The 25034-nt window shown below is 69.8% G+C and carries 15 protein-coding genes; 11 read left to right on the top strand and 4 right to left on the bottom strand.

What is annotated here, in order from left to right:
- Positions 1-216 precede the first annotated feature (216 nt).
- The 3 genes from ACH35V_RS20435 to ACH35V_RS20425 all read left to right on the top strand — a co-directional run bounded on the left by ACH35V_RS20435 (position 217) and on the right by ACH35V_RS20425 (position 4291).
- The gene (locus ACH35V_RS20435) at positions 217-1332 is read left to right on the top strand and encodes a GuaB3 family IMP dehydrogenase-related protein (protein WP_395974746.1); all 1116 of its coding nucleotides are present in this window, start codon (positions 217-219) and stop codon (positions 1330-1332) included.
- 546 nt (positions 1333-1878) lie between these two features.
- The gene (locus ACH35V_RS20430; RefSeq protein WP_395974391.1) at positions 1879-3612 is read left to right on the top strand and encodes a glycerol-3-phosphate dehydrogenase/oxidase; all 1734 of its coding nucleotides are present in this window, start codon (positions 1879-1881) and stop codon (positions 3610-3612) included.
- 112 nt (positions 3613-3724) lie between these two features.
- A complete protein-coding gene (locus tag ACH35V_RS20425) occupies positions 3725-4291 on the top strand; it encodes a dihydrofolate reductase family protein (protein WP_395974389.1) in 567 nt (188 codons plus the stop codon).
- A 549-nt stretch (positions 4292-4840) separates the two neighbouring features.
- On the opposite strand, the gene ACH35V_RS20420 is transcribed toward ACH35V_RS20425, so the two are convergent.
- Complete coding sequence (locus ACH35V_RS20420; RefSeq protein WP_395974388.1) at positions 4841-5491, bottom strand: TetR/AcrR family transcriptional regulator; 651 nt, start codon at positions 5489-5491, stop codon at positions 4841-4843.
- A 256-nt stretch (positions 5492-5747) separates the two neighbouring features.
- On the opposite strand from ACH35V_RS20420, the gene ACH35V_RS20415 reads away from it, so the two are divergent.
- Both ACH35V_RS20415 and ACH35V_RS20410 read left to right on the top strand, forming a co-directional pair.
- A complete protein-coding gene (locus ACH35V_RS20415; RefSeq protein WP_395974386.1) occupies positions 5748-7328 on the top strand; it encodes a succinic semialdehyde dehydrogenase in 1581 nt (526 codons plus the stop codon).
- A 9-nt stretch (positions 7329-7337) separates the two neighbouring features.
- Positions 7338-9089 carry a GMC oxidoreductase gene (locus tag ACH35V_RS20410; protein WP_395974384.1) on the top strand — a complete coding sequence of 584 codons (1752 nt, stop codon included), beginning with the start codon at positions 7338-7340 and terminating at the stop codon, positions 9087-9089.
- Positions 9090-9332: 243 nt separating this feature from the next.
- Here ACH35V_RS20410 and ACH35V_RS20405 read toward each other — a convergent pair whose 3' ends face one another.
- The gene (locus tag ACH35V_RS20405) at positions 9333-9995 is read right to left on the bottom strand and encodes a zinc metalloprotease (RefSeq protein WP_395974745.1); all 663 of its coding nucleotides are present in this window, start codon (positions 9993-9995) and stop codon (positions 9333-9335) included.
- 434 nt (positions 9996-10429) lie between these two features.
- Here ACH35V_RS20405 and ACH35V_RS20400 point away from each other — a divergent pair, with 434 nt between their 5' ends.
- Complete coding sequence (locus ACH35V_RS20400; protein WP_395974382.1) at positions 10430-11113, top strand: DNA alkylation repair protein; 684 nt, start codon at positions 10430-10432, stop codon at positions 11111-11113.
- Between the two features lie 110 nt (positions 11114-11223).
- On the opposite strand, the gene ACH35V_RS20395 is transcribed toward ACH35V_RS20400, so the two are convergent.
- Positions 11224-12240, bottom strand: a complete 1017-nt coding sequence (locus ACH35V_RS20395) for a zinc metalloprotease (RefSeq protein WP_395974380.1) — start codon at positions 12238-12240, stop codon at positions 11224-11226.
- A 266-nt stretch (positions 12241-12506) separates the two neighbouring features.
- Between ACH35V_RS20395 and guaA the strand changes: the two genes are divergently transcribed.
- Positions 12507-14132 (top strand): glutamine-hydrolyzing GMP synthase, encoded by a 1626-nt coding sequence (gene guaA, locus ACH35V_RS20390; RefSeq protein ID WP_395974379.1) that lies wholly within the window; start codon positions 12507-12509, stop codon positions 14130-14132.
- 57 nt (positions 14133-14189) lie between these two features.
- On the opposite strand, the gene ACH35V_RS20385 is transcribed toward guaA, so the two are convergent.
- Entirely contained in the window at positions 14190-14828 is a 639-nt protein-coding gene (locus tag ACH35V_RS20385; protein WP_395974377.1) for a TetR/AcrR family transcriptional regulator, read from the bottom strand.
- Positions 14829-14901: 73 nt separating this feature from the next.
- Between ACH35V_RS20385 and ACH35V_RS20380 the strand changes: the two genes are divergently transcribed.
- The 4 genes from ACH35V_RS20380 (at position 14902) to ACH35V_RS20365 (ending at position 25028) form a co-directional block, all read left to right on the top strand.
- Positions 14902-16392, top strand: coding sequence for a carotenoid oxygenase family protein (locus tag ACH35V_RS20380; protein ID WP_395974375.1), 1491 nt, complete (start codon positions 14902-14904; stop codon positions 16390-16392).
- Between the two features lie 177 nt (positions 16393-16569).
- On the top strand, positions 16570-20073 hold the full coding sequence (locus tag ACH35V_RS20375) for a CDP-glycerol glycerophosphotransferase family protein (protein ID WP_395974373.1): 3504 nt from the start codon (positions 16570-16572) through the stop codon (positions 20071-20073).
- A 33-nt stretch (positions 20074-20106) separates the two neighbouring features.
- A complete protein-coding gene (locus ACH35V_RS20370) occupies positions 20107-23697 on the top strand; it encodes a CDP-glycerol glycerophosphotransferase family protein (protein ID WP_395974371.1) in 3591 nt (1196 codons plus the stop codon).
- Positions 23698-23813: 116 nt separating this feature from the next.
- Complete coding sequence (locus tag ACH35V_RS20365) at positions 23814-25028, top strand: serpin family protein (protein ID WP_395974369.1); 1215 nt, start codon at positions 23814-23816, stop codon at positions 25026-25028.
- Positions 25029-25034: the final 6 nt, after the last annotated feature.

The raw sequence follows: 25034 nt of genomic DNA, 5'->3' as shown, positions 1-25034 counted from the left end.
GGGCGGGGTGCGCCTGCGCGGGCGCGTTCTGCTGTGCCAGTTGCGTCCTGCTGTGCTACCGGGTGTGCTGCGGGTGCTGTCCGAGGTGGACGCTGACGTAAGCTCATCCGGGGCTTGTTCCCGCGGTCGGCGGGAACGCCGAGCACCGGGGACACCGAGCAGGACGAGGACCGGCCACGGCGCCGGGTGAGGAAGAGGGGCGCAGTGGCTGCTGAGGTGGAGATCGGCCGGGGCAAGAGCGGCCGCCGGGCGTACGCCTTCGACGACATCGGCATCGTGCCGTCCCGCCGGACGCGCGATCCCGAGGAGGTCAGCGTCGCCTGGCAGATCGACGCCTACCGGTTCGAGATGCCGCTGGTCGTCGCGCCGATGGACAGCGTCGTCAGCCCCGCCATCGCGATCGCGGTCGGGAGGTTCGGCGGTCTCGCCGTCCTCGACCTCGAGGGCCTGTGGACGCGCTACGAGAACCCCGAGCCGCTGCTCGCCGAGATCGCCTCGCTGGACGACGTGCGCGCCACCCAGCGGCTCCAGGAGATCTACTCCGAGCCGATCAAGGAGGAGCTGATCGGCCGCCGGATCCAGGAGATCCGCGAGGCCGGCGTGACCGTGGCGGCGCGCCTGTCGCCGCAGCGCACCGCGCAGTTCCACAAGACCGTGATCGACGCGGGCGTCGACCTGTTCGTCATCCGCGGGACGACCGTGTCCGCCGAGCACGTGTCGGGACGCGCCGAGCCGCTGAACCTCAAGCAGTTCATCTACGACCTGGACGTCCCCGTCATCGTCGGCGGCTGCTCCACGTACACGGCGGCGCTGCACCTGATGCGGACGGGCGCGGCCGGGGTCCTCGTCGGGTTCGGCGGCGGCTCCGGGCACACCACGCGGACCGTCCTCGGCGTCGCCGTCCCCATGGCCACGGCCGTCGCGGACGTCGCCGCCGCCCGCCGCGACTACATGGACGAGTCCGGCGGACGCTACGTCCACGTGATCGCCGACGGCGGGATGGTCAACAGCGGCGACATCGCCAAGGCGTTCGCGTGCGGCTCCGACGCCGTGATGGTCGGCTCGCCGTTCGCCCGGGCCACCGAGGCGCCGGGACGCGGCTACCACTGGGGCAGCGAGGCCCACCACGGCGACGTCCCGCGCGGCACCCGCCTCGAACTCGGGACGATCGGGACGATGGAGCAGATCCTGCACGGCCCTTCCCACGTCGCGGACGGCTCGATGAACCTGATCGGAGCCCTGCGCCGCGCGATGGCGACGTCCGGATACACGGAGCTGAAGGAGTTCCAGCGCGTCCAGGTCGTGGTCGCGCCGCGCCGCTCCAACGACTGAGCCCGTCCCCGCGCGCCCTCAGAATCGGCCCCTCTCGCCGAGCGGCGCCCCCGCCGGCAGCCCTTTGCGGCGCAGGGCCTGCGCGGTGGTGCGGTGGTCCTAGGCGGAAGCGTCCCTCGGGAGCAGCGGTCCTCACGAACGGCGGTCTCCTCGGATGGCGGTCCCCTACGAACGGCGGTCCCTACGAACGGCGTCGCTTGGGAGCGGTGTCTCACGGGCGGTGGTCCTCGGGGAGCAGTGCCCCTCGGCAGCGGCGTCCCATGGGTGCGCGTCCCCTGGGATTGGAAACGGCGGCCCTCGGGGAGCGGCGGCCCTCGGGAACGGCGGCCCTGGGGGAGCGGCGGCCCTGGGGGAGCGGCGTCGCTTGGGGACGGGGGTCCTTGGGGACGGGGGTCCTCGGGAGTGGGGGCGTTCGGGGAGTGGTGGGGGCCTGGGAGTGATCGGTTGAGACCGAGGCCACGTGGAATCGGTCGTTCGCGGGGTGGACGCGTCCCTACTCTGGGGTAGGAAACGCTCGGAAACCGAACGGCTGTGGGGGGAATCGCGATGACGGGATCACCTGTGACGGGCCTGGGGAGCTCCAGGCTGGGTCCGGCCGAACGGGCGGCGGCGCTCGATCGCATGGCGCGCGAGGAGTTCGACGTGGTCGTCGTGGGCGGCGGCATCGTCGGGGCGGGCGCGGCGCTCGACGCGGCCACCCGCGGGCTGTCCGTCGCGGTGGTCGAGGCGCGGGATTTCGCGTCTGGGACGTCCTCCCGCTCGTCCAAGCTGATCCACGGCGGGCTCCGGTACCTGGAGCAGTACAACTTCGACCTCGTCCGGGAAGCCCTCACCGAACGCGGGCTCCTCCTCCAGCAGATCGCGCCGCACCTGGTGAGGCCCGTCCCGTTCCTCCTGCCCACGACCCACCGCGTGTGGGAACGCGCGTACTTCGGCGCCGGCGTGGCGCTGTACGACGCGCTCGCGTTCCAGATGGGCAGCACTCGTGGCGTCCCGCACCACAAGCACCTGACCCGGCGCGGTGCGCTGCGGCTGGCCCCGTCCCTGCGCAAGGACTCGTTCGTCGGCGCGATCCAGCTCTGGGACGCCCAGGTGGACGACGCCCGCTTCGTGATGATGGCGCTCCGCACCGCCGCCGAGTACGGCGCGCAGATCGCGTCCCGCACCCAGTGCCTCGGGTTCCTGCGCGAGGGCGAGCGCGTCACGGGCCTGCGCATCCGCGACCTTGAGGGCAACACGACCAGCGAGGTCCGCGCCAAGCAGGTCGTGAACGCCACCGGCGTCTGGACGGACGACATCCAGGAACTCGTCGGCGGCCGCGGACAGATCCATGTCAAAGCCTCAAAGGGCATCCACCTTGTCGTCCCGAAGGACCGCATCCACTCCGCGACCGGCATCCTCCTCCGCACCGAGAAGTCGGTCCTTTTCGTGATCCCGTGGGGGCGGCACTGGATCATCGGCACCACCGACACCGCCTGGGATCTCGACAAGGCCCACCCCGCCGCGTCCAAGGCCGACATCGACTACGTCCTCGACCATGTCAACACCGTCCTAAACACGCCCCTCACCCATGACGACGTCGAAGGCGTCTACGCGGGCCTGCGGCCCCTCCTCACCGGCGAGACCGAGGAGACGTCCAAGCTGTCCCGCGAGCACGTCGTCGCGCACCCCGTGCCGGGGCTGGTCCTCGTCGCGGGCGGCAAGTACACCACCTACCGCGTCATGGCCAAGGACGCGATCGACGCCGTCGCGCACGGCCTCGACGGGAAGATCCCCGAGTCCTGCACCGACCGCGTCCCGCTCGTCGGCGGGGACGGCTTCCAGGCCATGTGGAACGCCCGCCACCGGCTCGCGTCCCGCTCCGGCCTCCACGTCGCGCGCATCGAGCACCTCCTGCACCGCCACGGGACGCTCCTGGACGACCTCCTCGAACTGATCTCCGAGAAGCCCGACCTCGCCAAGCCCCTCGCCGGCGCCGAGGACTACCTCCGCGCCGAGATCGTCTACGCCGCCAGCCATGAGGGCGCCCGCCACCTCAACGACGTCCTCGCCCGCCGCACCCGCATCTCCATCGAGACCTGGGACCGCGGCGTCGGCGTCGCCCAGGAGGCCGCCGACCTCCTCGCCCCCGTCCTCGGCTGGTCCAAGAAGCAACGCGACCGCGAGATCGAGTACTACCGCAAGCGCGTGGAGGCCGAACGCGCCTCCCAGACGCAGGAAGACGACCAGGAAGCCGACGCCCACCGCCGAGGCGCCCCCGACATCGTCCCCACCGCCTAGCCCGGCGACCACAGAAACTCCACCGGGCGTTGGACGGGGCGGCGCGGCACCGATGAATCTCTCCCTTCTCTGGTCTCTGTCACCCTGACGGACCATCGACGAGGAGGACGATGTGCGACGCGTAGTGCTCTACATGATGACCAGCGTGGACGGATTCATCGCCGGGCCGGACGGCGACCTCGACTGGATGATCTCGCCGGACGAGGAGCGGCAGGCCGAGGCGCTGGAGCAACTCGACGCGATCGACACCGCGCTGATCGGCCGCGGCGTGTACGAGGAGATGGTCCGGTACTGGCCGACCGCGTCCGGCGAGTATGCGGACCGTGTCAACGCCATGCCCAAACTCGTCTTCTCTCGCCGGTCATCAGAGCAGCTGAGCTGGAACAACGCCCGCATCGTCCCTGTCGCCGGCGACGCGGATCTGGCCGATCAGGTGATTCGCCTTAAGACCCAGCCCGGCAAGGACATGGTGCTGTTCGGCGGCGCACGCCTGGCGCAGTCCTTCGTGCGCCTCGCCTTGGTGGACGAATACCGGCTCTGCGTCCAGCCCGTCGCCCTCGGCTCGGGCCGCCCCCTGTTCGGCGACCTAAAATCCAGAACGCCCCTGACCTTGATCGCGACGCACCCTTTCCCGTCCGGCGCAGCACTGACCACCTACCGACCGGCCCAATCCAACTGACCCCCCGGGCCCACGGACCCCCGCCGTCCGTCCAACGACTTTCGCCCGGGCCTCGGTGCTGCCGACACTCACTCACTCCGTCCCCATCGCGACATCCCGGCACCCCCACGACCGACCGCCTGTGGTGTGCGACCAGGCTGTGGTGTGCGACCGGGCTGTGGTGCGACCGGGCTGTGGTGTTTGGGTGGGCTGTGGTGCCGGGTGGGGTGTGGTGTTCGGGTGGGCTGTGGTGCCGGGTGGGGTGTGGTGTTCGGGTGGGCTGTGGTGCCGGGCGGGGCGTGGTGTTCGGGTGGGCTGTGGTGCCGGGTGGGGTGTGGTGTTCGGGCTGTGGTGTTCGGGCGGGGCGTTGTGGGGTGCCATGGCCGGTTGTGTCGGCGCGTGGTGGCTTGGTGTGGGGTTGGCGACCGGGGCGAGTGTTTGAGGGTGTCTGGTTGTTGGGCGGTGCTTGTGCGGGGGTGGGTGGGCGTGTGCGGGTGGATGGGCGTGTGCGTGCTAGTTCGGCGGACTTGGGGTGGGTGTTGCGTTGGTGATGGGGGTGCCGTTGGAGGGTCAGGGGTGGGGGCGGCCTTGCATTAGGGCCTTGCCGGTTTTGTAGAGGTCGGTGGGGACTCGGGCGGGGTCGAGGAGGTGTTGGAAGGCGAGGCCGAAGTCGAGGGCCATGGTGAGGGTGGCGCGTTCGTCGGGGGCTATGGCGTCGGTGGGGTCCAGTTGGCTGGCCAGGCGGGCGCGGCGTTCGGCGTACCAGTCGGCGATGCGCCAGCCGGCGGCGTAGTCGCGCATGCCGTAGAGCCAGAATTCGACGAGGAGGAGGGCGAGCTGGCGGGGGCGTTCGTCGGGGGTGTGGCGGGCGGATGAGCGGCCGGCGGGGTCGGTGTCCTCTTCGGCGGCGCGGAGTTCCTCGCAGACGTCGGTGTGGGCGGGGTCGCTGGTGAAGCGCTCCATCAGGGCGAGCAGCAGGTCGGTCTTGCCGGCGAAGTTGGAGTAGACGGCGCCCTTGGTGAGGCCGGCGGCGGCGGCGACGTCGTCGAGCGACGCGCCGTGGATGCCGCGTTCGGCCCACAGGCGTTCGGCGGCGGTGAGCAGCGCGGTGCGGGTCTCGTCGCGGCGGTCCCGGCGTTGCCGGACGCCGTCGGACGGCCGCTGGGGGCGGGGCACCGGCGTGTCGCCCTCGGGTCGATGGCCGCCGTGGGTGTCCCTCATGCGTTGTCCCTCCGTGAGCGGGGGGCGCGCGTCCGAGGCGGCGGGCCGCGCGCCGGGAATCTCCTCCTGTTCTTCGGAATACACCGGTCGGACACGGTCAGTCCCCGAGTTGCGCAACTCAGACTGGCTTGGAACGGTCCGTTCGATGCCGTGTCGGCGGCGGGTGACAAGGAACCGGGAGCTGTGCGGCAAACCGCCCACGTCGTGCGTTACTTGCGGGTAGCCAAGAGCGGGCGAGGCGTCCTACGCTGCGTGCATGGCTTCTCCGACGGTCCGTGCCGAAGGCGCGGCAGAGCGCACGCTGCCCAAGAACCTGATCGATCGGCTGGCATCCCACATCGCCTCGGACGGCGCCGACACCGCGACGATCCCGTGCCCGTTCACCGGCGAGGCCCTCGCGACCGTTCCGCTCTCCAGCGCCGACGACGTCCGCAAGGCGTACGAGCGGGCCCGGGAGGCGCAGGCGGCGTGGGCGCGGTTGCCGGTGAGCGAGAGGGTCAAGCCGTTCCTCAGGCTCGCGGACGTGCTCGTCGACCGGCGCGCGGAGATCCTGGACGTCATCCAGTTGGAGACCGGCAAGGCGCGGCGTCATGCGATGGAGGAGTTCCTCGACGTGACGCTGTGCTCGCTGTACTACGCGCGGCGGGCCGCGCGGCTGCTGAAGCCGCGCCGCAGGCAGGGCATGGTGCCCGGGCTGACCCGCGTGCAGGAGTTGCGGCACCCGAAGGGCGTCGTGGCGCTGATCGCGCCGTGGAACTACCCGTTCGCGCTGGGGGCGAGTGACATCGCGCCGGCGCTGATGGCGGGGAACGCGGTGATCCACAAGCCGGACACCCAGACGTGCCTGTCGAGCCTGTGGGTCCTCGATCTGCTGATCGAGCTTGGGCTGCCCCGTGGCGTGTGGCAGGTCGTCGTGGGCGAGCCGTCCGAGATCGGTGATCCCCTGGTGGAGAACGCCGACTACGTCTCGTTCACCGGGTCGACGCGGGGCGGCAAGGCCATCGCGGAGAAGGTCGCACCGCGGCTGGTCGCGTACTCGCTGGAGCTCGGCGGCAAGAACCCGATGATCGTGATGCCGGACGCCGACGTCGAGCGCACCGCGCGAGGCGCCGTCCGCGCGTGCTTCACCAACGCCGGGCAGCTGTGCATCTCGATCGAGCGGATGTACGTGCACGAGGACGTCTACGACCGGTTCGTTCCCCGGTTCGTCGAGCTGGTCAAGGGCATGAGGCTCGGGACCGGTCTCGACTTCAAGGCCGAGATGGGGTCGCTCACTTACGAGCGGCAGCTGGAAGCGGTGACGAGGCACGTTGACCAGGCCGTTGAGGAGGGGGCCACCGTTCTCGCCGGCGGGAAGGCGCGTCCGGACATCGGGCCGCTGTTCTACGAGCCGACGGTGCTCGCGGACGTCAACGGCGACATGGACCTGTGCGCGAACGAGACGTTCGGACCCGTCGTCGCGCTCTACAAGTACCGGGACGAGGACGAGGTCGTCGCCCGCGCCAACGACACGCCGTACGGGCTGAACGCCTCGGTGTGGACCAGGAACCCGGCGCGGGGCCGGCGTCTCGCCGCCCGTATCCAGGCCGGGACGGTCAACATCAACGACGGGTACGGCGCGGCCTACGCCTCGTACGACTCGCCGATGGGCGGGATGAAGCAGTCGGGTGTGGGACGCCGCCACGGGTCGGAGGGCCTGCTGAAGTTCACCGAGGTGCAGACGGTCGCGAGCCAGCACCTCATGGACCTCGAACCTCCGGGCGGGATCGGCTACGACCGGTTCGCCGACGTCATGGCGACCGGGATCAAGCTCATGAAGAAGCTTCGGATCAAGTAGGGATCGCCCGTGAAGCATGACTTCGACGTGCTCGTCATCGGGTCCGGGTTCGGCGGGAGCGTGTCGGCGCTGCGGCTGACGGAGAAGGGCTACCGGGTCGGCGTGATCGAGGCGGGCCGCCGTTTCGACACGAACCCGTCCGGGGCGCCGGGGTCGCGGTATCCGGAGCTGCCCAAGACGAACTGGCGCATCGGCCGCTACCTGTGGGCGCCGGCGCTCGGGCTCACCGGCATCCAGCGGATGCATCTGATCCGGGGCGCGAAGTCGAGCCGGGTGATGGTGCTGGCGGGCGCGGGCGTCGGGGGCGGGTCGCTGAACTACGCCAACACCCTGTACGTCCCGCCGGAGCCGTTCTTCAAGGACCGGCAGTGGGCGCACATCACCGACTGGCAGGACGAATTGGCGCCCTTCTACGAGCAGGCCAAGCGCATGCTCGGTGTCGTCCAGAACACGACGACGACCGAGGCCGACAAGGTCATGAAGAAGGTCGCCGAGCGGATGGGCAAGGGCGACACCTACGTCCAGACCCCGGTCGGCGTCTACTTCGGGCGCGGCGCCGGGATCGAGAGCGCCGACCCGTACTTCGGCGGGACGGGCCCGCGCCGCCGCGGCTGCCTGGAGTGCGGCGAGTGCATGGTGGGCTGCCGCCACGGCGCGAAGAACATGCTGACGGAGAACTACCTGTACCTGGCGGAGAAGGCCGGGGCGCGGGTGATGCCGCTCAGCCGTGTGACCGGCGTCCGGCCGCTCGCCGGTGGTGGCTACGAGGTCGAGATCGTGCGGACCGGCTCGTTCGGACGCAACCGGAAGACGTTCACTACCGGGCAGGTCGTTTTCGCCGCCGGTACGTATGGGACGCAGAAGCTTCTGCACAAGCTCAAGGCGACCGGCAGCCTCACGCGCCTGTCCGACCGGCTCGGCACGCTGACCCGCACCAACTCGGAGGCGATCCTCGGCGGCGGCCGCGCCAACGGCAGGCCGGGGCCCGACTTCTCCCAGGGCGTCGCGATCACCTCGTCCTTCCACCCGGCACCGGACACGCACATCGAGCCCGTCCGGTACGGGCGGGGCTCCAACCTGCTCGCCGCCCTCCAGACGCTTCTCGTCGACGGCGACCGGCCCGGCGAGAAGCACACGCCCCGGCTGCTGAAGTTCGTCCGCGAGGCGGCGCGCCGCCCCCGCCACCTGATCCAGCTGCTGGACGTGCGGCACTGGTCCGAGCGGACCGTCATCGCCCTGGTCATGCAGACCCGCGACAACTCGATCACGCTGCGCCCCGAGCGGGGCCCGTTCGGCTGGGACGTACGCGCGTCCGCGGGCCATGGCGAGGCCAACCCGACGTGGATCCCGGAGGGGCACGAGGCGACCCGGCTGATCGCCGAGGAGATCGGCGGCATGCCCGGCGGCACGTGGGGCGACCTGTTCGACGTCCCGATGACGGCGCACTTCCTCGGCGGATGCGTGATCGGCGACTCGCCCGAGTCGGGCGTCATCGACCCCTACCACCGCGTCTACGGGCATCCGGGCCTGCACGTCGTGGACGGCTCCGCCGTCTCCGCCAACCTGGGCGTCAACCCGTCCCTCACCATCACGGCCCAGGCCGAACGCGCCATGTCGTTCTGGCCGAACCGCTCCGAGGACGACGCGCGCCCAGCCCTTGGCGACGCCTACCAGCGCCTCAAGCCCGTCGCACCGAAGAACCCCGTCGTCCCGGCCGACGCGCCCGGCGCCCTCCGGCTCCCGATCGTCGACATCACCTGACACGACCGCCCCCGAATCCCGTAGCGAACCTCGTGCCTGAATTCTCGGGCCGGCTCGGGGCGGGCGGAAGTAGAACGCCATTCTGTGGAAAACTCCGGCGGCCCCATCCTTGCCGGGCGCCGCCGGCACTCGTGCGCGCAGAAGCCCGGCGCCGGAGCGGCTCCTGCGCGCCCGGGGGGAGGCGTGCGTCGGGAGGGCTCCGGCGCCGGACTGGGGATGGCTAGGCGCGGTGGACGGTGACGGCTATGTCCGGTAGGCCGTCCACTGTTCCTGCATGCGCTTGTTCTGGCCGGACGTGAACTCCGTCATGCAGGCGTCGTAGCTGTAGTCCATGAAGTTGTGGATCGGGTCGACGCCGGCTGAGGTGCAGGTGTCGCGGCCGGTCGGGCAGCCGGACGCGGGGCTCTGCTCCGCGGGGGTGTCGGCGACCTGGTCGCCCTGGCCAGAGCAGCCGCCCTGGAACGTGTGGTACAGCCCCATCCAGTGACCCACTTCGTGGGTGCCTGTGTCGCCCTCGTTGTAGTTGCCGAGCGAACCGCCGGGCAGGCTCTGGTAGTGGACGACGACACCGTCCATCGCGGGCTGGGACTTGTAGCTGCTCGGGAACGTGGCCCAGCCCAGAAGGCTGTTGCCGAGGTCGGCCGTGTAGAAGTGGAGGTCCTGCGCGTTGCCCGTGCGCAGGGCGGTCTTCATCTGGCGCTCGTTGCCCTCGGGGTCGGAGAACCAGGCCGCGTTCTGCGTCCGCTTGATCTCGGCGAGCGTGAACGTGACGTCGCTCGCCTTGTAGGCGGCGTTGAGGATGTCGAGCTGCTTGTTCAGCGTCGCGTCCGGGATGTTGCCCGCGCTGCCGTACACGACCTGGAAGTGCACGCGGACGGTGAGGGCGGCCTTGGGCTTCTTTCGCATCTTGCTGATGCGGTCGTGGAAGTCCTTTTCCATCGCCGCCACTTGGGCGTTGTTGGGCTGGTTCCGTTCGGTGACATGGGAACCGGCTCGGACACGGGCCTCCGCGGGTTGGTCGGCGCAGTGGGAGGACGGCCCGGCAGGGGGCGTGGGGGCGGCCAGGGCGGCGGTGGGCGTGGACGCGCTGAAGGCGGCGAGCACACCGAAGACAGTGGCGATTCCGGCGCGTTTCATGGAACTCCTCGGGGGGCGGCGCGAGCTGGAGGCGCGCGCGGGGAGCGGAGTTACTGCTGGAACAAGAGTGGATGCGAACAACCCTCTCGTCTTTGGCAAACCTGGACGAATCAGGACGTGTAACGCTGAATACGGCGCTCTAGCGCGCGGCGTAGCGTGTCCGAATGGATGTCGAGGGCGAGGCGTCGCGGATCCTGGCGGAGTTGCGGACGCAGGCCGACCCGGTGCGCGCCGAGAATGAGAAGCGCTACCTGAAGAGCGATTTCGCGCACATCGGCGTGCCCGTGCCGGCGGTGCGCAAGGTGGCGGTGTCGGCGGTTAAGACCAAGCCCACGCGGGACGATTTGGTCGCTCTTGCCAGGGCCCTCTGGGACGTGGCCGATGACGGCCGTCCCGTGCATGAGGCGCGCATGGCGGCGATAGAGATCCTTATGAAGCGGGTCTCGTTGCTGGAACCGCGCGACCTCGGGATGGCAGAACGGCTCGTTCGCGATTCGGCGAGCTGGGTGTACGTGGACCAGATCGCGGAAAAGGTCGTCGGCGGAATGGTCCTCCGGTACCCGGACCTGGCCACGGCACTGGACGCCTGGGTCAGCGATCCCTACATGTGGATACGGCGTACGGCCGTCCTGGCTCTGCTCGCAGGCGTCCGGAAGGGGAACCCGGATCTGGTAAGGCTCGACCGGTTCGGGGACGCCCTGATCGGTGAACGCGAGTTCTTCATCCGCAAAGCACTCGGGTGGGTCTTGCGTGAGCTGTCGAAGAAGGATCCGGAATGGGTGGTGGCGTGGGTCGAACCACGCGTCGCCGTCATGTCGGGAGTCACGCTACGGGAGGCCGTCCGCCGGCTACCGGCCGAGGACGCCGCCCGCATCCTCGGCCGCTAGCGCAGGCCGCCCGGCAGCGCAGGCCGCCCGCTAGCGCAGCCGTCCGGTAGTGCAGGCCGCCCGCTAGCGCAGCCGTCCGGTAGTACAGGGCGCCCGCCACGTTGGGGGTGCTAGGCGCGGTATGCCTTCCACACCTTGTGGATTCGGGCGCCCTGCCCAGCGGTGAAGGACGTCATGCACGTGTCGTAGCTGTAGTCCATGTAGTTGTGCACCGGGTCGGCCCCAGGGGAGAGGCACGTGTCCTTGCCGGACGGGCAGCCGTTCGTGGGATCGCGCTCGGCCGGGGTGTCCGCGACCCGGTCGCCCTGGGCTCCGCAGCCGTCCTGGAACGTGTGGTAGAGCCCGAGCCAGTGGCCGACCTCGTGCGTGGCGCTGAAGCCCTTGTTGAAGTTGTCGATCGGGCCGCCCGGCATGCTGCCGTGGTGAATGGTCACGCCGTCCATCTTCGGCTCGGACTTGTACTTCCACGGGAACGTCGACCAGCCGAGCAGGTCCCCGCCTATGTGGGCGCTGTAGAGATTCAGCGTCGACTTACCGCCCTTGCGCAGCTTCGGCTTGTACGTCCCCTCGTGCCGTTCGGGATCGTTGTACCAGTCGGCGTTGTCCGTACGGCTCACGGCACGGAGCTTGAAGGAGACACGGGTGTTCGCGCCTCCGTTCCGTCCGCCGTAGGAATCGTTCAAGGTGTTGATCTGGCGCTTGACCGCCTCCATGGAGACGTTGCCCTGAGAGCCGTCGTGCAGTACATGGAAGTAGACGGGAATGCTGATCGGTTCAGCGGCGCGCAGGCCGCCGCCGGTCGACTGACCGCCCGTGCCGTCCGCCGGGCCGAGGTCCAGGCCGAGACCGTCCAATATCCGGTTGAGTTGCTGTTCGACGGCGGCGGCCTGTCCGGGCGTCAGGTCGTTGTGTTCCCGGCCGTGCCCTCCCGGCCGCAACCGTGCGCCGGCGTCCGCGCCAGCGTCCACGCAGTCGTCCCGGTGTGCATGGCCCTGATGTGCAGAGCCCAGACGGGCAGCGCCCGCGACCGTGCCTGCGGCACCCGTACCTACGGCGGTCGGTGGCGGACCGGACGGCAGGGCCGGGACGGCGGCGGCGATCAAGGCGGTGATGGCGAGCAGCTTCACGGCACTCCTAGGGCCTAGGGAGGACGCTTGCGGACGGGAACCATGCGAATACAGGGCGTCATCAACAGGTATCAGAGCGAAGTCCTGCCGTGAGTGTGATGAAGGTAAATGGATGCCGACCGTTATCGGCGGATCGCACCATGTGATCGCACCGTGTGATCCCTCCATGTGTCCGCGCCGGGGGCGCGCAGGGGCGCGCGCATCGGCGCTGGCAGCGGGCCCGTAGACTGGAGGGGTCGTTCCGGCCCGTGCGAAAGGCGTTCTTGGTGGCCGCAGACCAATCCTTTGACACCGTTCTCGTCGTCGACTTCGGCGCGCAGTACGCCCAGCTCATCGCGCGGCGCGTCCGCGAGTGCCATGTGTTCAGCGAGATCGTGCCGTCCACCATGCCGGCCGCGGAGATGCTCGCGCGGCGCCCGAAGGCGATCATCCTGTCGGGCGGCCCGGCGTCGGTGTACGAGAAGGGCGCACCGGCCGCGCCGGACGGCCTTTTCGAGCTGTCGCAGCGGCAGGGCGTCCCCATGTTCGGGATCTGCTACGGCCACCAGGTGATGGCGCAGGCGCTCGGCGGGACGGTGGAGAACTCCGACGTCGCCGAGTTCGGCGGTACGACGGTCACCGTCACGTCCCCCGGCATGCTGTTCGCGGGGCTGCCGCACGAGCAGCCGGTGTGGATGTCGCACCGCGACTGCGTCAGCCGCGCCCCGTCCGGCTTCACCGTAACGGCCGGCACGGACGTGACGCCGGTCGCGGGCATGGAGGACCTCGAACGCGGCCTCTTCGGCGTCCAGTTCCACCCGGAGGTGCTGCACACCGCGCACGGCATGGAGCTGCTGCGGCGGTTCCTCTACGAGGGCGCCGGCTGCCGTCCGAACTGGACGATGGTGAACATCGCGGACGAGTCGATCGAGGCGGTGCGGGAGCAGGTCGGACATAAGCGGGCGATCTGCGCACTGTCCGGCGGCGTCGACTCGGCGGTCGCCGCCGCGCTCGTCCAGCGCGCCATCGGCGACCAGCTGACCTGCGTGTTCGTCGACCACGGCCTGCTGCGCAAGGGCGAGCCCGAACAGGTCGAGAAGGACTTCGTCGCCGCCACCGGCGTGAACCTGCACGTCGTGGACGCCCAGGACCGCTTCCTCGCCGCCCTCGACGGCGTCGCCGACCCCGAGGACAAGCGCAAGATCATCGGACGCGAGTTCATCCGCGTCTTCGAGGAGGCGGCCAGGGAGATCGTCAGAGGCGGTTCCGGGGGGGCTGGGGGGTCGTCCCCCCAGAAAGGCGCGGAAGACGCCCCCGAACCGGTCGAATTCCTCATCCAGGGGACTCTTTACCCGGACGTCGTCGAATCGGGCGGCGGCACCGGCGCGGCCAACATCAAGTCGCACCACAACGTCGGCGGCCTCCCCGAAGACCTGCAGTTCAAGCTGGTCGAGCCGCTGCGGACCCTGTTCAAGGACGAGGTCCGCGCGCTCGGCGAGCAGCTCGGCCTGCCGACCGAGATCGTCTGGCGCCAGCCGTTCCCCGGCCCCGGCCTCGGCATCCGCATCGTCGGCGCCGTCACCCGCGACCGCCTCGACATCCTCCGCGACGCCGACGCCATCGCCCGCGAGGAGCTCACCAACGCGGGGCTCGACCGCGACGTCTGGCAGTTCCCCGTCGTCCTGCTGGCGGACGTCCGTTCCGTCGGCGTCCAGGGGGACAGCCGCACTTACGGCCACCCGATCGTGCTGCGTCCCGTGACGAGCGAGGACGCGATGACGGCCGACTGGGCGAAGCTCCCTTACGAGCTGCTGCAGCGGATCTCGACCCGCATCACCAACGAGGTCCGCGAGATCAACCGCGTCACGGTCGACATCACGTCCAAGCCCCCGGGCACCATCGAGTGGGAATGACTCTCTAGATCCCGCCCTGGCGGGAAGTGGACGTCAGGCCCTGTGCCTCCCGCACGGTCAGTGCGGGAGGTTCGCGGCGGCGTGGGTGGCCAGGGCTTCGGTGGCGTCGGCGAACATGTGGGCCAGGGTGGACGCGGTGGTCTGGAGTTCGCCGTCCAGCCAGGCGATGAGGTTCTCGGACCAGCCCGCCACCAGCATGGTGGCGGTGAAGTGCATCTGCGCGTCGGCGTCGGACGGGATGTCGTAGAAGGTCCGGGCGTACTCGATGACGAGGCGGGTGTAGTGGCGGCGTGCCTCGCGCTGGCGGGCGCGCAGGACGGGGCTGGCGGACGCTTCGATCAGAACGGCGCGGGCCTTGCGCGGGTCGGCTCGGTACACGTCCAGGACGGCCGTCGCGGCGGAGCGGACGGCGGCGTGCAGGGAGGCGCCGGGGCCGGCGGCGGAGACTCCCCGGGCGGCGGCGTCCGCGGTCTCGGCGATGATGCGGTCGTGGACGTCGGTGAGCAGGGCGTCCAGGTCGGTGAAGCTTTCGTAGAAGTAGCGCGGGTTGAGCCCGGCGCGCGCGCAGACCGCGCGTAGGGACGTGCCGCGGAGACCTTGGGCCGCCAGGAGGTCCAGGGCGGCGTCGAGGAGCGCGGCACGGCGGTCGGCGCGGCGGCGGTCGGCGGTGACGCCGGCGTAGGGACGGGAAGTCACCCCCCAATCTTGACACGGGTGTTGCCAGAATTTACGTTCTGGATACGGGTGTGGCCAGATGCGGGAGGCGTCCATGTCGCGGAACATCCCTCCGTCCCCGATCGCGGGTTCGTCCCGGATCACCGCTCCGGACATGGGGTGGATCTTCGCGCCGCTGGTGCACGAGCACGAGTACGTCATCGACCAGATCGACGGCGAGCTACCGTCCGGGCTCATCGGGACGCTCTACCGCATCGGGCCCGGCAAATGGGAGGTCGGACGCACGCTGCTGCACCACCTGTTCGACGGCGACGGGATGGTCTCGCAATTCACCTTCGACGGACGGTCCGCGCGGTTCCGGAACCGGTACGTACGGACGTCCCAATTCAGGGACGGCATGGTCTCGGGCCGGCCGCGCCATCCCGGTGTCGGGACGGCGCTTCCGGGCGGGTTCTGGGCCAACTTCGCGCGAGGGGGCGGCCCCGCGAACGTCGCCAACACCGGCGTCGCGCTGCACGCCGACCGGCTCCTGGCCCTGTGGGAGGGCGGCCCGCCGCATCGCCTCGACCCGGACACGCTGGAAACTCTCGGCGTGCACGACTTCGGCGGACGGCTGCGCGGCATGCTCAAGGCGTTCTCCGCCCATCCGAAATGGGACCCGGCGACGGGCGAGATGTTCAATTTCGGCCAGGACTTCACTCCGCTGCCGTCCCTGAATTGCTGGAAGGTGGATCGGCGCGGACGGCTGCGGCGGCTCGCCAAGGTCCGGATGATGAACATGCCGTGGAACCATGACGTGGCGCTCACCAGGGAGCACATGGTGTTCGTCCTCGACCCGTACATGTTCGACCTGCGGACGATGCTCAGCGGCGCGCCCGTTCTCGACGCGATTCGGCATCGTCCGGAGAAAGGGACGCGGTTCGTGCTCGTTCCGCGCAATGGGGGACCGGCGCGCATCGTGGAGCATGACGCGCTCGTCCACGTCCACGTCGCGAACGCCTTCGAGGACGGTGCCGACACCGTTGTCGACTTGGTGCTGTTCGACGATTTCAGCGCGCTCAGGCGTGACCTTTCGGAATTTCGCACGCGTTTCACAGATCTGCCGTCTAGCCGGCTCATGCGGTACCGGATCACCGCGGGCGGACGTGTTATCGAAACGCCGCTGTCCGAGCTGGCCGGGGAGTTTCCGCAGTACGACTGGCGGCGCTCCACCCGTCCGCATCGCTACACCTACCTGGCCGGACGGACGGGCCCGAGCGGCGCGTACGACAGCGTCCTGAAGGTCGACAACGACACCGGCAATACGCAGGTGCAGGAGTTGGGCTCGCACACTTATGTGGGTGAACCCATTTTCGTCCCGCGTACTCCCGATGCGGCCGAGGACGACGGGTGGCTGTTGTCCGTGGTTTATCTCGCCGCCGAGCATCGTTCGCAGCTGACCGTCCTGGACGCCCGCGACCTCGCTCCGATCGCGGCGCTGCACCTGCCGCATCACCTTCCGTTCGGTTTCCACGGCACTTTCACGCGCCGTGTCGCCGACCCCGCCGCCCCGATCCCGCACCCCGGCCGCCTCCCGATCCGCTGAGCGACCCGTCCGCCGTGGCGTCTGCGGCTCGGCGGCGCGCCGGGGTGTTAGGTCATCTGGCGGTAAATGGCGGCCATGCGAGGTCAAGTCTGGGTCAGGGGATGGCCTGGCAATCGCGATGCGCGTTCATGCGGCGACAGAACGTCACCATGCTCGGTGGGGCGAGGAGGAGGCCCCATGTCCCCGAAGCTCAGCGTCGTCGTGCCGTTCCACAACACCGAGGAGTTCATCCAGGAATGCCTGGAGTCGCTGGCCGGGCAGACGCTGCGCGACCTTGAAGTGATCATGGTGGACGATGGGTCCGTCGACAACGGCGCCGTCATCGCGAAGGAGATGTGCGCCAGGGACTCGCGGTTCCGGCTGGTGACGCGCGACAACGAGGGGCCGGGGCCCGCGCGCAACGCGGGGGTGCGGCAGGCGAAGGGCGAGTTTCTGGCGTTCGCCGACGCCGACGACGTCGTCGAGCGGGAGGCGTACGCGCGGCTGGTCGGGTCGCTGGAGCGGTCCGGGTCCGACATGGCGTCCGGGAACGTGCACCGGATGGACGGCGACCGGGACTGGCAGTCGCACCTGCACGACGGGGTGTTCGCGGAGTCGTGTTCGAGGACGCATGTGTCGTCCAAGCCGGGGCTCATGCGCGACCGGACGCCGTGGAACAAGGTGTACCGGCGTGAGTTCTGGGACAAGGCCGGCCTGGAATTCCCCAAGGGCTACTACGAGGATCCGCCTGTCACGGCGCGCGCGCATGCGCTGGCGCGTTCCGTGGACGTTCTGAGTGAGACGGTCTACTTCTGGCGTAAGCGGCCGGGGTCCATCACAGAGGAACGCTACGACTGGGACAACATCACCCAGCGATTGGCGTCCGCGCGTGTACTGCGCGACGGGATGGCCGAGTACGCGCCGCGTCTTCTGAACGCCTACGACGAGCAGGCCCTGGTCGCGATCGAGCTTCGCGTCCTGTTCGAGGCGCTGCCCAGGACGCAGGACGGGCAACAGGCTGAACTCGTCGCCATCGGCGCTGACCTCGCGGAGGGAATCAGCCCGCGCGTTCTGAAACGGCTTCCCGCGATGACGCGCCTGCAACTGCATCTGCTGTGCCGCCGGATGCTGCCTGAGTTGCTGGAAGTGCTGCGTTACGTCCAGCTGAAGAAGGCGGCGGACGCGCCGAGGGTGCGGCGCGGCCTGCGGCACCGGTGGTACGCGGAGTTCCCGTTCTTCGAGGACGAGGAGCGGGGCGTCCCGCTGCACGTGTACGACGTGACCGACGAGCTCAGGCCGGCGGCGTGGATCGACCGGACCGAATGGGTGGACGGGCGCCTGCGCATCGAGGGGCACGCCTATATCCGGCATCTGGACTCGTCCACCGAGGACGGCTCCCGCATCAGGGTGTGGCTGCTGGCGGCGAACAAGCGGGGCCTGATGCGCGTCCCGGTCAGGCGGGTGCGGCGGCCGGACGTGACCGCGCGGTCGCGGCAGTCGGCGGTGTCCTACGACTGGTCCGGGTTCGTCGCGGACATCGACCCGTCGTCGCTGCGGATGTTCGGGCGCTGGCGGGACGTCGACTGGATCCCGTGCGTCGAGATCGTCAACCGGGGGCTGCGGCGGCGGACGACGTTCTCGAACCCGCGGCAGACCGGCCCGCAGTGGCCGGCCGACCGGGAATGCGCCCCCGGCGTCCGCGTGCAGGGCGTCGCGGGCAGGCGCCGGTTCGTGCTGCAGGTGCGGCGCACGGCCGCGGCCGTCGTCGGCTGCCACCTGGACGGCGGGCGGCTGGAAGGCGGCCTCGAAGCCAGTCTGGAGGGCGGGGAGCTGTGGCTGGACGGCTGGAGCCGCGCCCCTCTCGGCGACAAGCCGAGGATCGTCGCCGTGCCGAAGGGCGGACACGCCAAAGTCACCGGCCCCGTCGAACCGCTCGACAACGGCCGTTCCGGCGAAGGCGACCACGGTTTCCGTGCCAAGCTGCCCGTCGCGGGGCTGGTCAGGCATCCCGGCGACTGGGAGGTCACCCTGCTGGGCGGCGTCAAGCCGTACCTGGAAGAGAAATCGGCCGGTACCGCGTTCCCGGTCCCTGGCGGAGAGGTCGAACTCGCCAGGACGCGACGTAGCACGATGCGAATCGTCGTCCGCGAACGGGTTCTGGCCGTGGACGTGGTGTCCTGGTCGGACGACGGTGCCCTGCGCCTGGAAGGGACGTGCACCAACCAGGTCGAACGGCCAGATGCGCTGATTCTCCGGCGGCGACGCTCGTCCGAGGAGCACACGGTCACGTTGCGCTGGGAAGGCGACCGTTTCATCGCCAAATTCTGCCCCGCGCGTATGCAGGTCCTGGGGTTTGCCCGTCCGCTCGTCTCCGGCCGTTGGGATGCCTTCGCGGACGTCGGCGGACGGGAACAGCCGGTCGTCGTCAGACGGCACACCCTTCGCGACCTGCCGGAGCCGTTCGAGGCGGGTCTGCACAGGATCACGTTGCGCACACAGAAGACCGACCAGTTGCAGCTCCAGGTCGAGGTCGCCCTGGACGACGACGAGCGCGGCGCCTACGCGCAGAGCCGGATACGGTCCGGGCACTACCGGCGCCACCTGAATCTGCCCGTCCGCGAACTGGCCTTGTTCGATGCCTACAAAGGACGCCAGTACTCGTGCAACCCACGCGGTATCTACGACGAGCTTCGACGGCGCGAAACCGACCTGGAGTTCGTGTGGGTCACCGAGAACGGCCAGTTCGGTAAGCCGGCGGGTGCACGGACCGTCCTGACCGGCACGCGGGAGTACTACGAGGCGCTCGCCCGCGCGCGCTACGTCATCGGTAACTGGTCCCAGCAGGAATGGTTCACCAAGCGCGACGACCAGACGTATGTGCAGTGCTGGCATGGGACGCCGTTGAAGAAGCTCGGATACGACGTCAAGCAGATGCCGTACAAGCGCACCGAGGGCGTCGACTGGATGGAGTACGACGTTCCCCAGTGGGATCTGCTCATCGCCCAGAACGAGTTCTCCGTTCCGCTGTTCCGGCAGGCTTTCGGCTATGAGGGCGACGTCCTCGTCAGCGGCTATCCGCGCAACGACGTCCTGAACAGCCCGCAGCGGGAGGAGATCGCGTCGGCGGTGCGCAGGCGGCTCGGCATCCCGGACGGGAAGAAGGTCGTCCTGTACGCGCCGACCTGGCGGGACGACTTCCACCTCGCGATCGGCAAGCGGGCGTTCCGCCTGGAGTTCGACATCGAACGGTTCAGGCAGGCATTGGGCCGCGACCATGTCCTGCTACTGCGCACCCACTACCTCGTCACCGACCGGCCCAAGTTGCGGCCCGGTGACTGCGTCATCGACGCGTCCGTGTACCCCGACATCTCCGAGCTGTACCTCATCAGCGACGTGCTCGTCACGGACTACTCGTCGTCCATGTTCGATTTCGCCGTCACGGGCCGGCCGATGGTGTTCTTCACCTACGACCTGGAGCGCTACCGCGACCACGTACGCGGTTTCTACTTCGACTTCGACGCGGAGGCCCCCGGACCGCTGCTGAGCACCTCGCAGGAGGTCGTGGACGCCTTGCGCGAGCCGGCGGCGCTCGACGCCGGGTACCGCAGTTCGCGTGCTGCGTTCGCGGCCCGGTACTGCCCGCACGACGACGGCCACGCCGCCTCCCGCGTGCTCGACCGGGTCCTCCAGCGTCCGGTATAGCCCGCCCATTGAAAACCCATCACGGAGCTGCTCGTGTCACCTCGGATCAGTGTCGTCGTCCCTTTCCGCAACGACGGAGCCCATAACGACGGAGCCCATCTCGCGGAATGCCTGGAGTCGCTCGCCGGGCAGACGTTGCACGACCTTGAGGTGCTCCTACTGGACGAAGGGTCGGGGGACGGCGGCGCGACCGCCATCGCTAAGGGTTTCGCAGACCGGGACGACCGATTCACACTTCTACAGCCGTCAGGCAGCGGATCGGCAATAGACGGCGGATCGGCCATAGCCGCTGCTGTCGAGGACGCCAAGGCTCCGTACCTCGCCTTCGTCGACGGCGACGATGTGCTGCCGCCGTACGCGTACGAACTCATGGTCGGCACCCTGGAGTCGACCGGGTCCGACCTCGTCGGCGGAAACGTGGTGCGTCTGGACGGCACTCAGGTGCACGAGTCCCCGATACACACCGAGCCCTACGCCGAGACGATAAGGACGACGCACGTCACCCATCACGCCGCCCTTCTCCAGGACAGGACGGTGTTCAACAAGGTGTACCGGCGCGCATTCTGGGACGCGCACGGTTTCAAGCTCCCCTCGACACGGGACGCGTTCACCGCCCTGCGAGCCCAGCTCCTGGCCAAGGCCGTGGACGTGCTCGACACGACCGTGTACTTCTGGCGGGTCCGTCCGGTGACGGCGACAAGGCTCCGTCATGACCCGGTGGCCGTCACCGAACAGATGGCCGTACTGGCGAACGTCCGGAAACTCGTGGACGAGCACGCGCCGGACCTTCTGGCCGTCCACGACAGGTACGCCCTAGACCTGGACGTCCGTGCGCTGATCCTCGCCCTGCCCGGGGCCACCTGGCAGGAGCGCGAGCGTCTGGTCGAGCTGGGCGCCGGGTTCGTCACCTCCGCCGAACGTTCCGCCGCCGACGGCCTGCCGTCGATCAGGCGGCTGGAAACGCACCTGCTCGGCGAGCGGATGCTGCCCGAACTCCTGGAGGTGGTCAGCCAGGAAGGGAACGGCCTGCGGGACGTTCCGATCGTGCAGCGGGGCCGCCGGAAGCAGCGCTGGTACGCCCGCTACCCCTTCTACGGCGATGTGGAACGCGCCATACCCGATGACCTGTACGACGTCACCGACGAGCTCCGCCTGCACGCGGACGTGGACCGTGTCGAGTGGGACGCCGACACGCTCATCGTCGAAGGCCACGCCCACTTCGACATCTTCGACGTGTCGTCGGAGACGGACTCCCGCCTCCGCGTCTGGATGCGCGACGTCAGGACCGGCAAGGAGATCCGGCTCCAGGTGGAGCGGATCCGCTGCCCGGAGGCCACCGTCCAGGGCGACCGCACGGTCGTCTCCTACGACTGGTCCGGTTTCTCCGTGCGAGTGGAGCCCGATTACCTCCTGGACGGCGACGAATGGCGTACCGCCACCTACGAATTGTTCGTCGAAGTGTCCACGGCGGGACGCAAGGCAGTCCAGCGGCTGACGGCGGTGGCCCCGGCAGTGCGGTGGACGGCCGCGCGGCACGTGGACGAACACGTGGCCGTCCAACCGGCCGCGGGTGACGACGATGTGTTCGTCGTCCACGTCAAGCGGTCCAAAGCCGTCCTCACGGGGCTCCGCCGTGACGGGGACATGCTCGAACTGACGGGATGGACGCGGCGGGCCCTCGGCGCAGAGGCGGCCTTGGTCGCCGCACGGCGGCACGGCGGTGCGGAGGTCCGAGGTGAGGTGACGCTGCGCCCGTCGTCCGTGCTGCGCATGGCGGCGGGCACCGGTTTCGACTTCAAGGCGAAGCTGCCCATGCAGCGCCTGATCTCTGTCCCAGCCGGCGACGCCCCCGGACACGGTCTCGACACCGGACACGCCTCCGCGCACCTGCTGGACGCCATCGACTGGGACATCCGGCTGACCGGCGAGGGCGGCCCTATGCGGCTCACCGTCGCGAGCAACGTCGACCCCGTCCGGTACGTCCTCCCGACCGATGCCAAGCGCGCGCGGGAGTTCGCGTTGACGCGCACCGCGTTCGGGAATCTGCGCGGTGTCGAGCGGACCGTCCGGCCCGTCGTGACAGAGGCCGAATGGGACGAGAACGGGCTCCTCACCCTGACCGGCGAATTCGCAGACCCGGACGACCGCCCGGATCACCTCGTCCTGCGACGCCGCCGTTCGGGCGACGAGCACCGCATTCCCGTCACGTGGAAGCAGTACCGGTTCACCGCCGCTTTCACTCCCGCGACGATGGCCATGTTCGGGACGGACCTCCCCTTGAGCAGCGGAACCTGGGACCTGCTGGCGCGCACGCGTTCCGGCGAGGTGGCCGTCGTCGCCGAACGTGAGGCGATCCCGAGCCTGCCCAGCTGGCAGAACCAGGGAACGCACGAATTCGAGGTCGGCGTTTACCAGATCGACGCCATTCAGCTTCGCAGCCGTCCGGCCCTGGACGACGACGAACGCAGCGGACACGCCCAAGTGCTCCTCCAGCAGCGCGACTACCCCGTCTACCTGCGCAGCCCACTGGCGGACGTCGTCGTGTTCGACAGCCACGGCAGCACGCAGTACAGCTGCAACCCGCGAGCCATCTACGAGGAACTGGCCCGCCGAAAGTCAAATCTGGAATGCGTGTGGGTTTCCCTGGACGGCCAGTTCGCGGTCGACGGAAAGGCCAGGATCGTCCAGGCGGGAAGCCGTGAGCACTACCGCGTTCTTGCGCGCGCCCGCTACATCGTCACGAACCACGGATTGCCGCCCTGGTACGTCAAGCGCGAGGGCCAGACCTACGTCCAGACATGGCACGGTACGCCGCTGAAGCGGCTGGCCCACGACCTCCGGGACATGCCGTACCAGCGCGTCGAACGGCTCGACTGGATGGAGGGGGAAGTGGCGCGGTGGGATCTGCTGCTGTCCCCGAGCCCGCTCGCCACACAGGTCATGCGCCGCGCGTTCAGGTACGACGGGGACGTCCTGGAGGCCGGATACCCGCGCAACGACATCCTCAGCGCACCCGAGTGGGAGAGCATCGGGAGCCGCATACGCAAGCGCTTGGGAATTCCGGACGGAAAGAAGGCCGTCCTCTACGCGCCCACATGGCGGGACGACCGGCACCACGCCCCCGGCTGGCTCGGTTTCTCCCTGGAACTCGACGTGGAAACCATGCGCCAGGCCCTCGGTGACGACCACGTCCTCTTGCTACGGCCACACCACCTCGTCACCGACCGGAACCGTCCCGCGATGGACGATTCCCTCATCGACGTGTCCCGCTACCCGGACATCGCCGAGCTGTACATGGCCGCCGACGTGCTCGTCACCGACTACTCGTCCGCCATGGTCGACTACGCGATCCTGGGCAGGCCGATCGTTCTCTACGCCTACGACCTGGCCCGCTACCGCGATCATCTGCGCGGCTTCACCTTCGACCTGGAAGCGGAGGCGCCCGGCCCGATCGCGACGACGTCCGCGCAGGTCGCCGAGGCGGTTGCGAAGGCGTCCGACTCCGAAGAGCGCCACGCGGACGCCTACGACCGCTTCTTCGTGAAGTACTGCCCGCACGACGACGGCCAGGCGGCGGCCAGAGCCGTCGACCGCATCTTCGGCGAGGTCGTCGACGACGACTGACCCGGTCGCCGCCGTCGTGGCCCGGTCGCCGGCGCCGCGGCCTGCGGCATGGGACAAACCACCGCTTTCTCACTAAGATCAACACCTCGCCCGCCGATGGCAGAGGGAGAGAGCGCATGAGCGGTGAACTCGTCCCCGCGTCCAACGCACTGACCGCGCGGTGGGCCACGGAAGCGTGCGACGGCTCGACCACGGTCCTGTCCGGCGCCGGGGTGTGGCCGCTGCTGGCGTTCCTGGCCGCCGCGTCGCGCGAGCCGGGCCGGGCGGAACTCCAGCGGGCCATCGGCGTCGACGCCGCGGGCGCCGACCGGCACGCGCGCGTCGCGCTGGGCATGCTCGCCAGCGCGACGGCGGCGACGGGCGCGTTCGGCGTGTGGGCGCGCGCGGAGCTTCCCGTGGAGCCGTGGTGGCACAAGGTCGTCCCCGCCGAGGCGCGCGGCGAGCTGACCGGCGACCCCTCCGACGACCAGGCCGGACTGGACGAGTGGGTCCGGCGGAACACGAGCGGCCGGCTGACGCGGATGCCGGTCCAGGTGCGGCCGGAGACGGCGCTCGTGCTCGCCACCGCGCTGACCGTCGACACGCGCTGGAAGGAGCTGTTCCAGGACGTCCCGCTCAAGCCCGCGGACGGCCCGTGGGCGGGGCGCGCCAAGGAGGCGGCGGGCCTGACGCACACCAGCCCCGACGTCAACCGGCTCACCCTCGCGGAGGAGACCCCGGCGGGCCCGGTCACGCTGCTGACCGTCCACGGCGAGGACGACGTCGACGTGATCCTCTGCATGGGGGAGCCCGGCCGTCACCCCGGCGGCGTGCTCGCCGCGGCGATGGCGGCCACCGACGGGCAGCACCGGCTTCGCCGCGGTGAGACGCTGCTCAAGCGGACCCTCGCCGAAAAGGCGCCCGGCCTTCGGGTGGACACGGCCCTCGCGTTCGAGCCCCATACGACCCTCACCGCGACCACCGCGCGCTTCGACATCACCGCCGAGCACGACCTGCTGGCCCGCGCCGGGGTGTTCGGGCTGTCGGCCGTCTCCGCCGCGGACGGCCGCGGCCACCTGCCCGGCATCAGCCGGACGCCCCTGGCGGTCGGCCAGGCGGCCCAGGACGCCACCGCCACGTTCAGCGCCGAGGGGTTCAGGGCGGCGGCGGTCACGGCGATGAGCGCGGTGCCCTCGGCCGCCCCGATGGCGGAGGCGAAGGTCCTGAACGTCACGTTCGACCGGCCGTTCGGGTTCCTCGCCTGGCACCGGCCGACCGGGCTCGTCCTGCTCGCGGGCTGGGTCGCCGAACCCGAAGACTGGACGCCCCCGGCCCCGGCGACGGGTCCCTGACTGGGA

The sequence above is a fragment of the Actinomadura sp. 1N219 genome, from assembly GCF_044326405.1.
In the GTDB taxonomy this organism is placed as follows: domain Bacteria; phylum Actinomycetota; class Actinomycetes; order Streptosporangiales; family Streptosporangiaceae; genus Spirillospora.
Note: the sequence above shows the minus strand (reverse complement) of the source record. Positions and strands in the feature narration are given on the sequence as shown.

Coding starts and splice junctions, on each gene's coding strand:
- ACH35V_RS20420 (WP_395974388.1), bottom strand. CDS start 5,491: ATGAGGGACACCCACGGCGGCCATCGACCCGAGGGCGACACGCCGGTG.
- ACH35V_RS20430 (WP_395974391.1), top strand. CDS start 1,879: ATGACGGGATCACCTGTGACGGGCCTGGGGAGCTCCAGGCTGGGTCCG.
- ACH35V_RS20380 (WP_395974375.1), top strand. CDS start 14,902: ATGTCGCGGAACATCCCTCCGTCCCCGATCGCGGGTTCGTCCCGGATC.
- ACH35V_RS20375 (WP_395974373.1), top strand. CDS start 16,570: ATGTCCCCGAAGCTCAGCGTCGTCGTGCCGTTCCACAACACCGAGGAG.
- ACH35V_RS20405 (WP_395974745.1), bottom strand. CDS start 9,995: ATGCGAAAGAAGCCCAAGGCCGCCCTCACCGTCCGCGTGCACTTCCAG.
- ACH35V_RS20415 (WP_395974386.1), top strand. CDS start 5,748: ATGGCTTCTCCGACGGTCCGTGCCGAAGGCGCGGCAGAGCGCACGCTG.
- ACH35V_RS20365 (WP_395974369.1), top strand. CDS start 23,814: ATGAGCGGTGAACTCGTCCCCGCGTCCAACGCACTGACCGCGCGGTGG.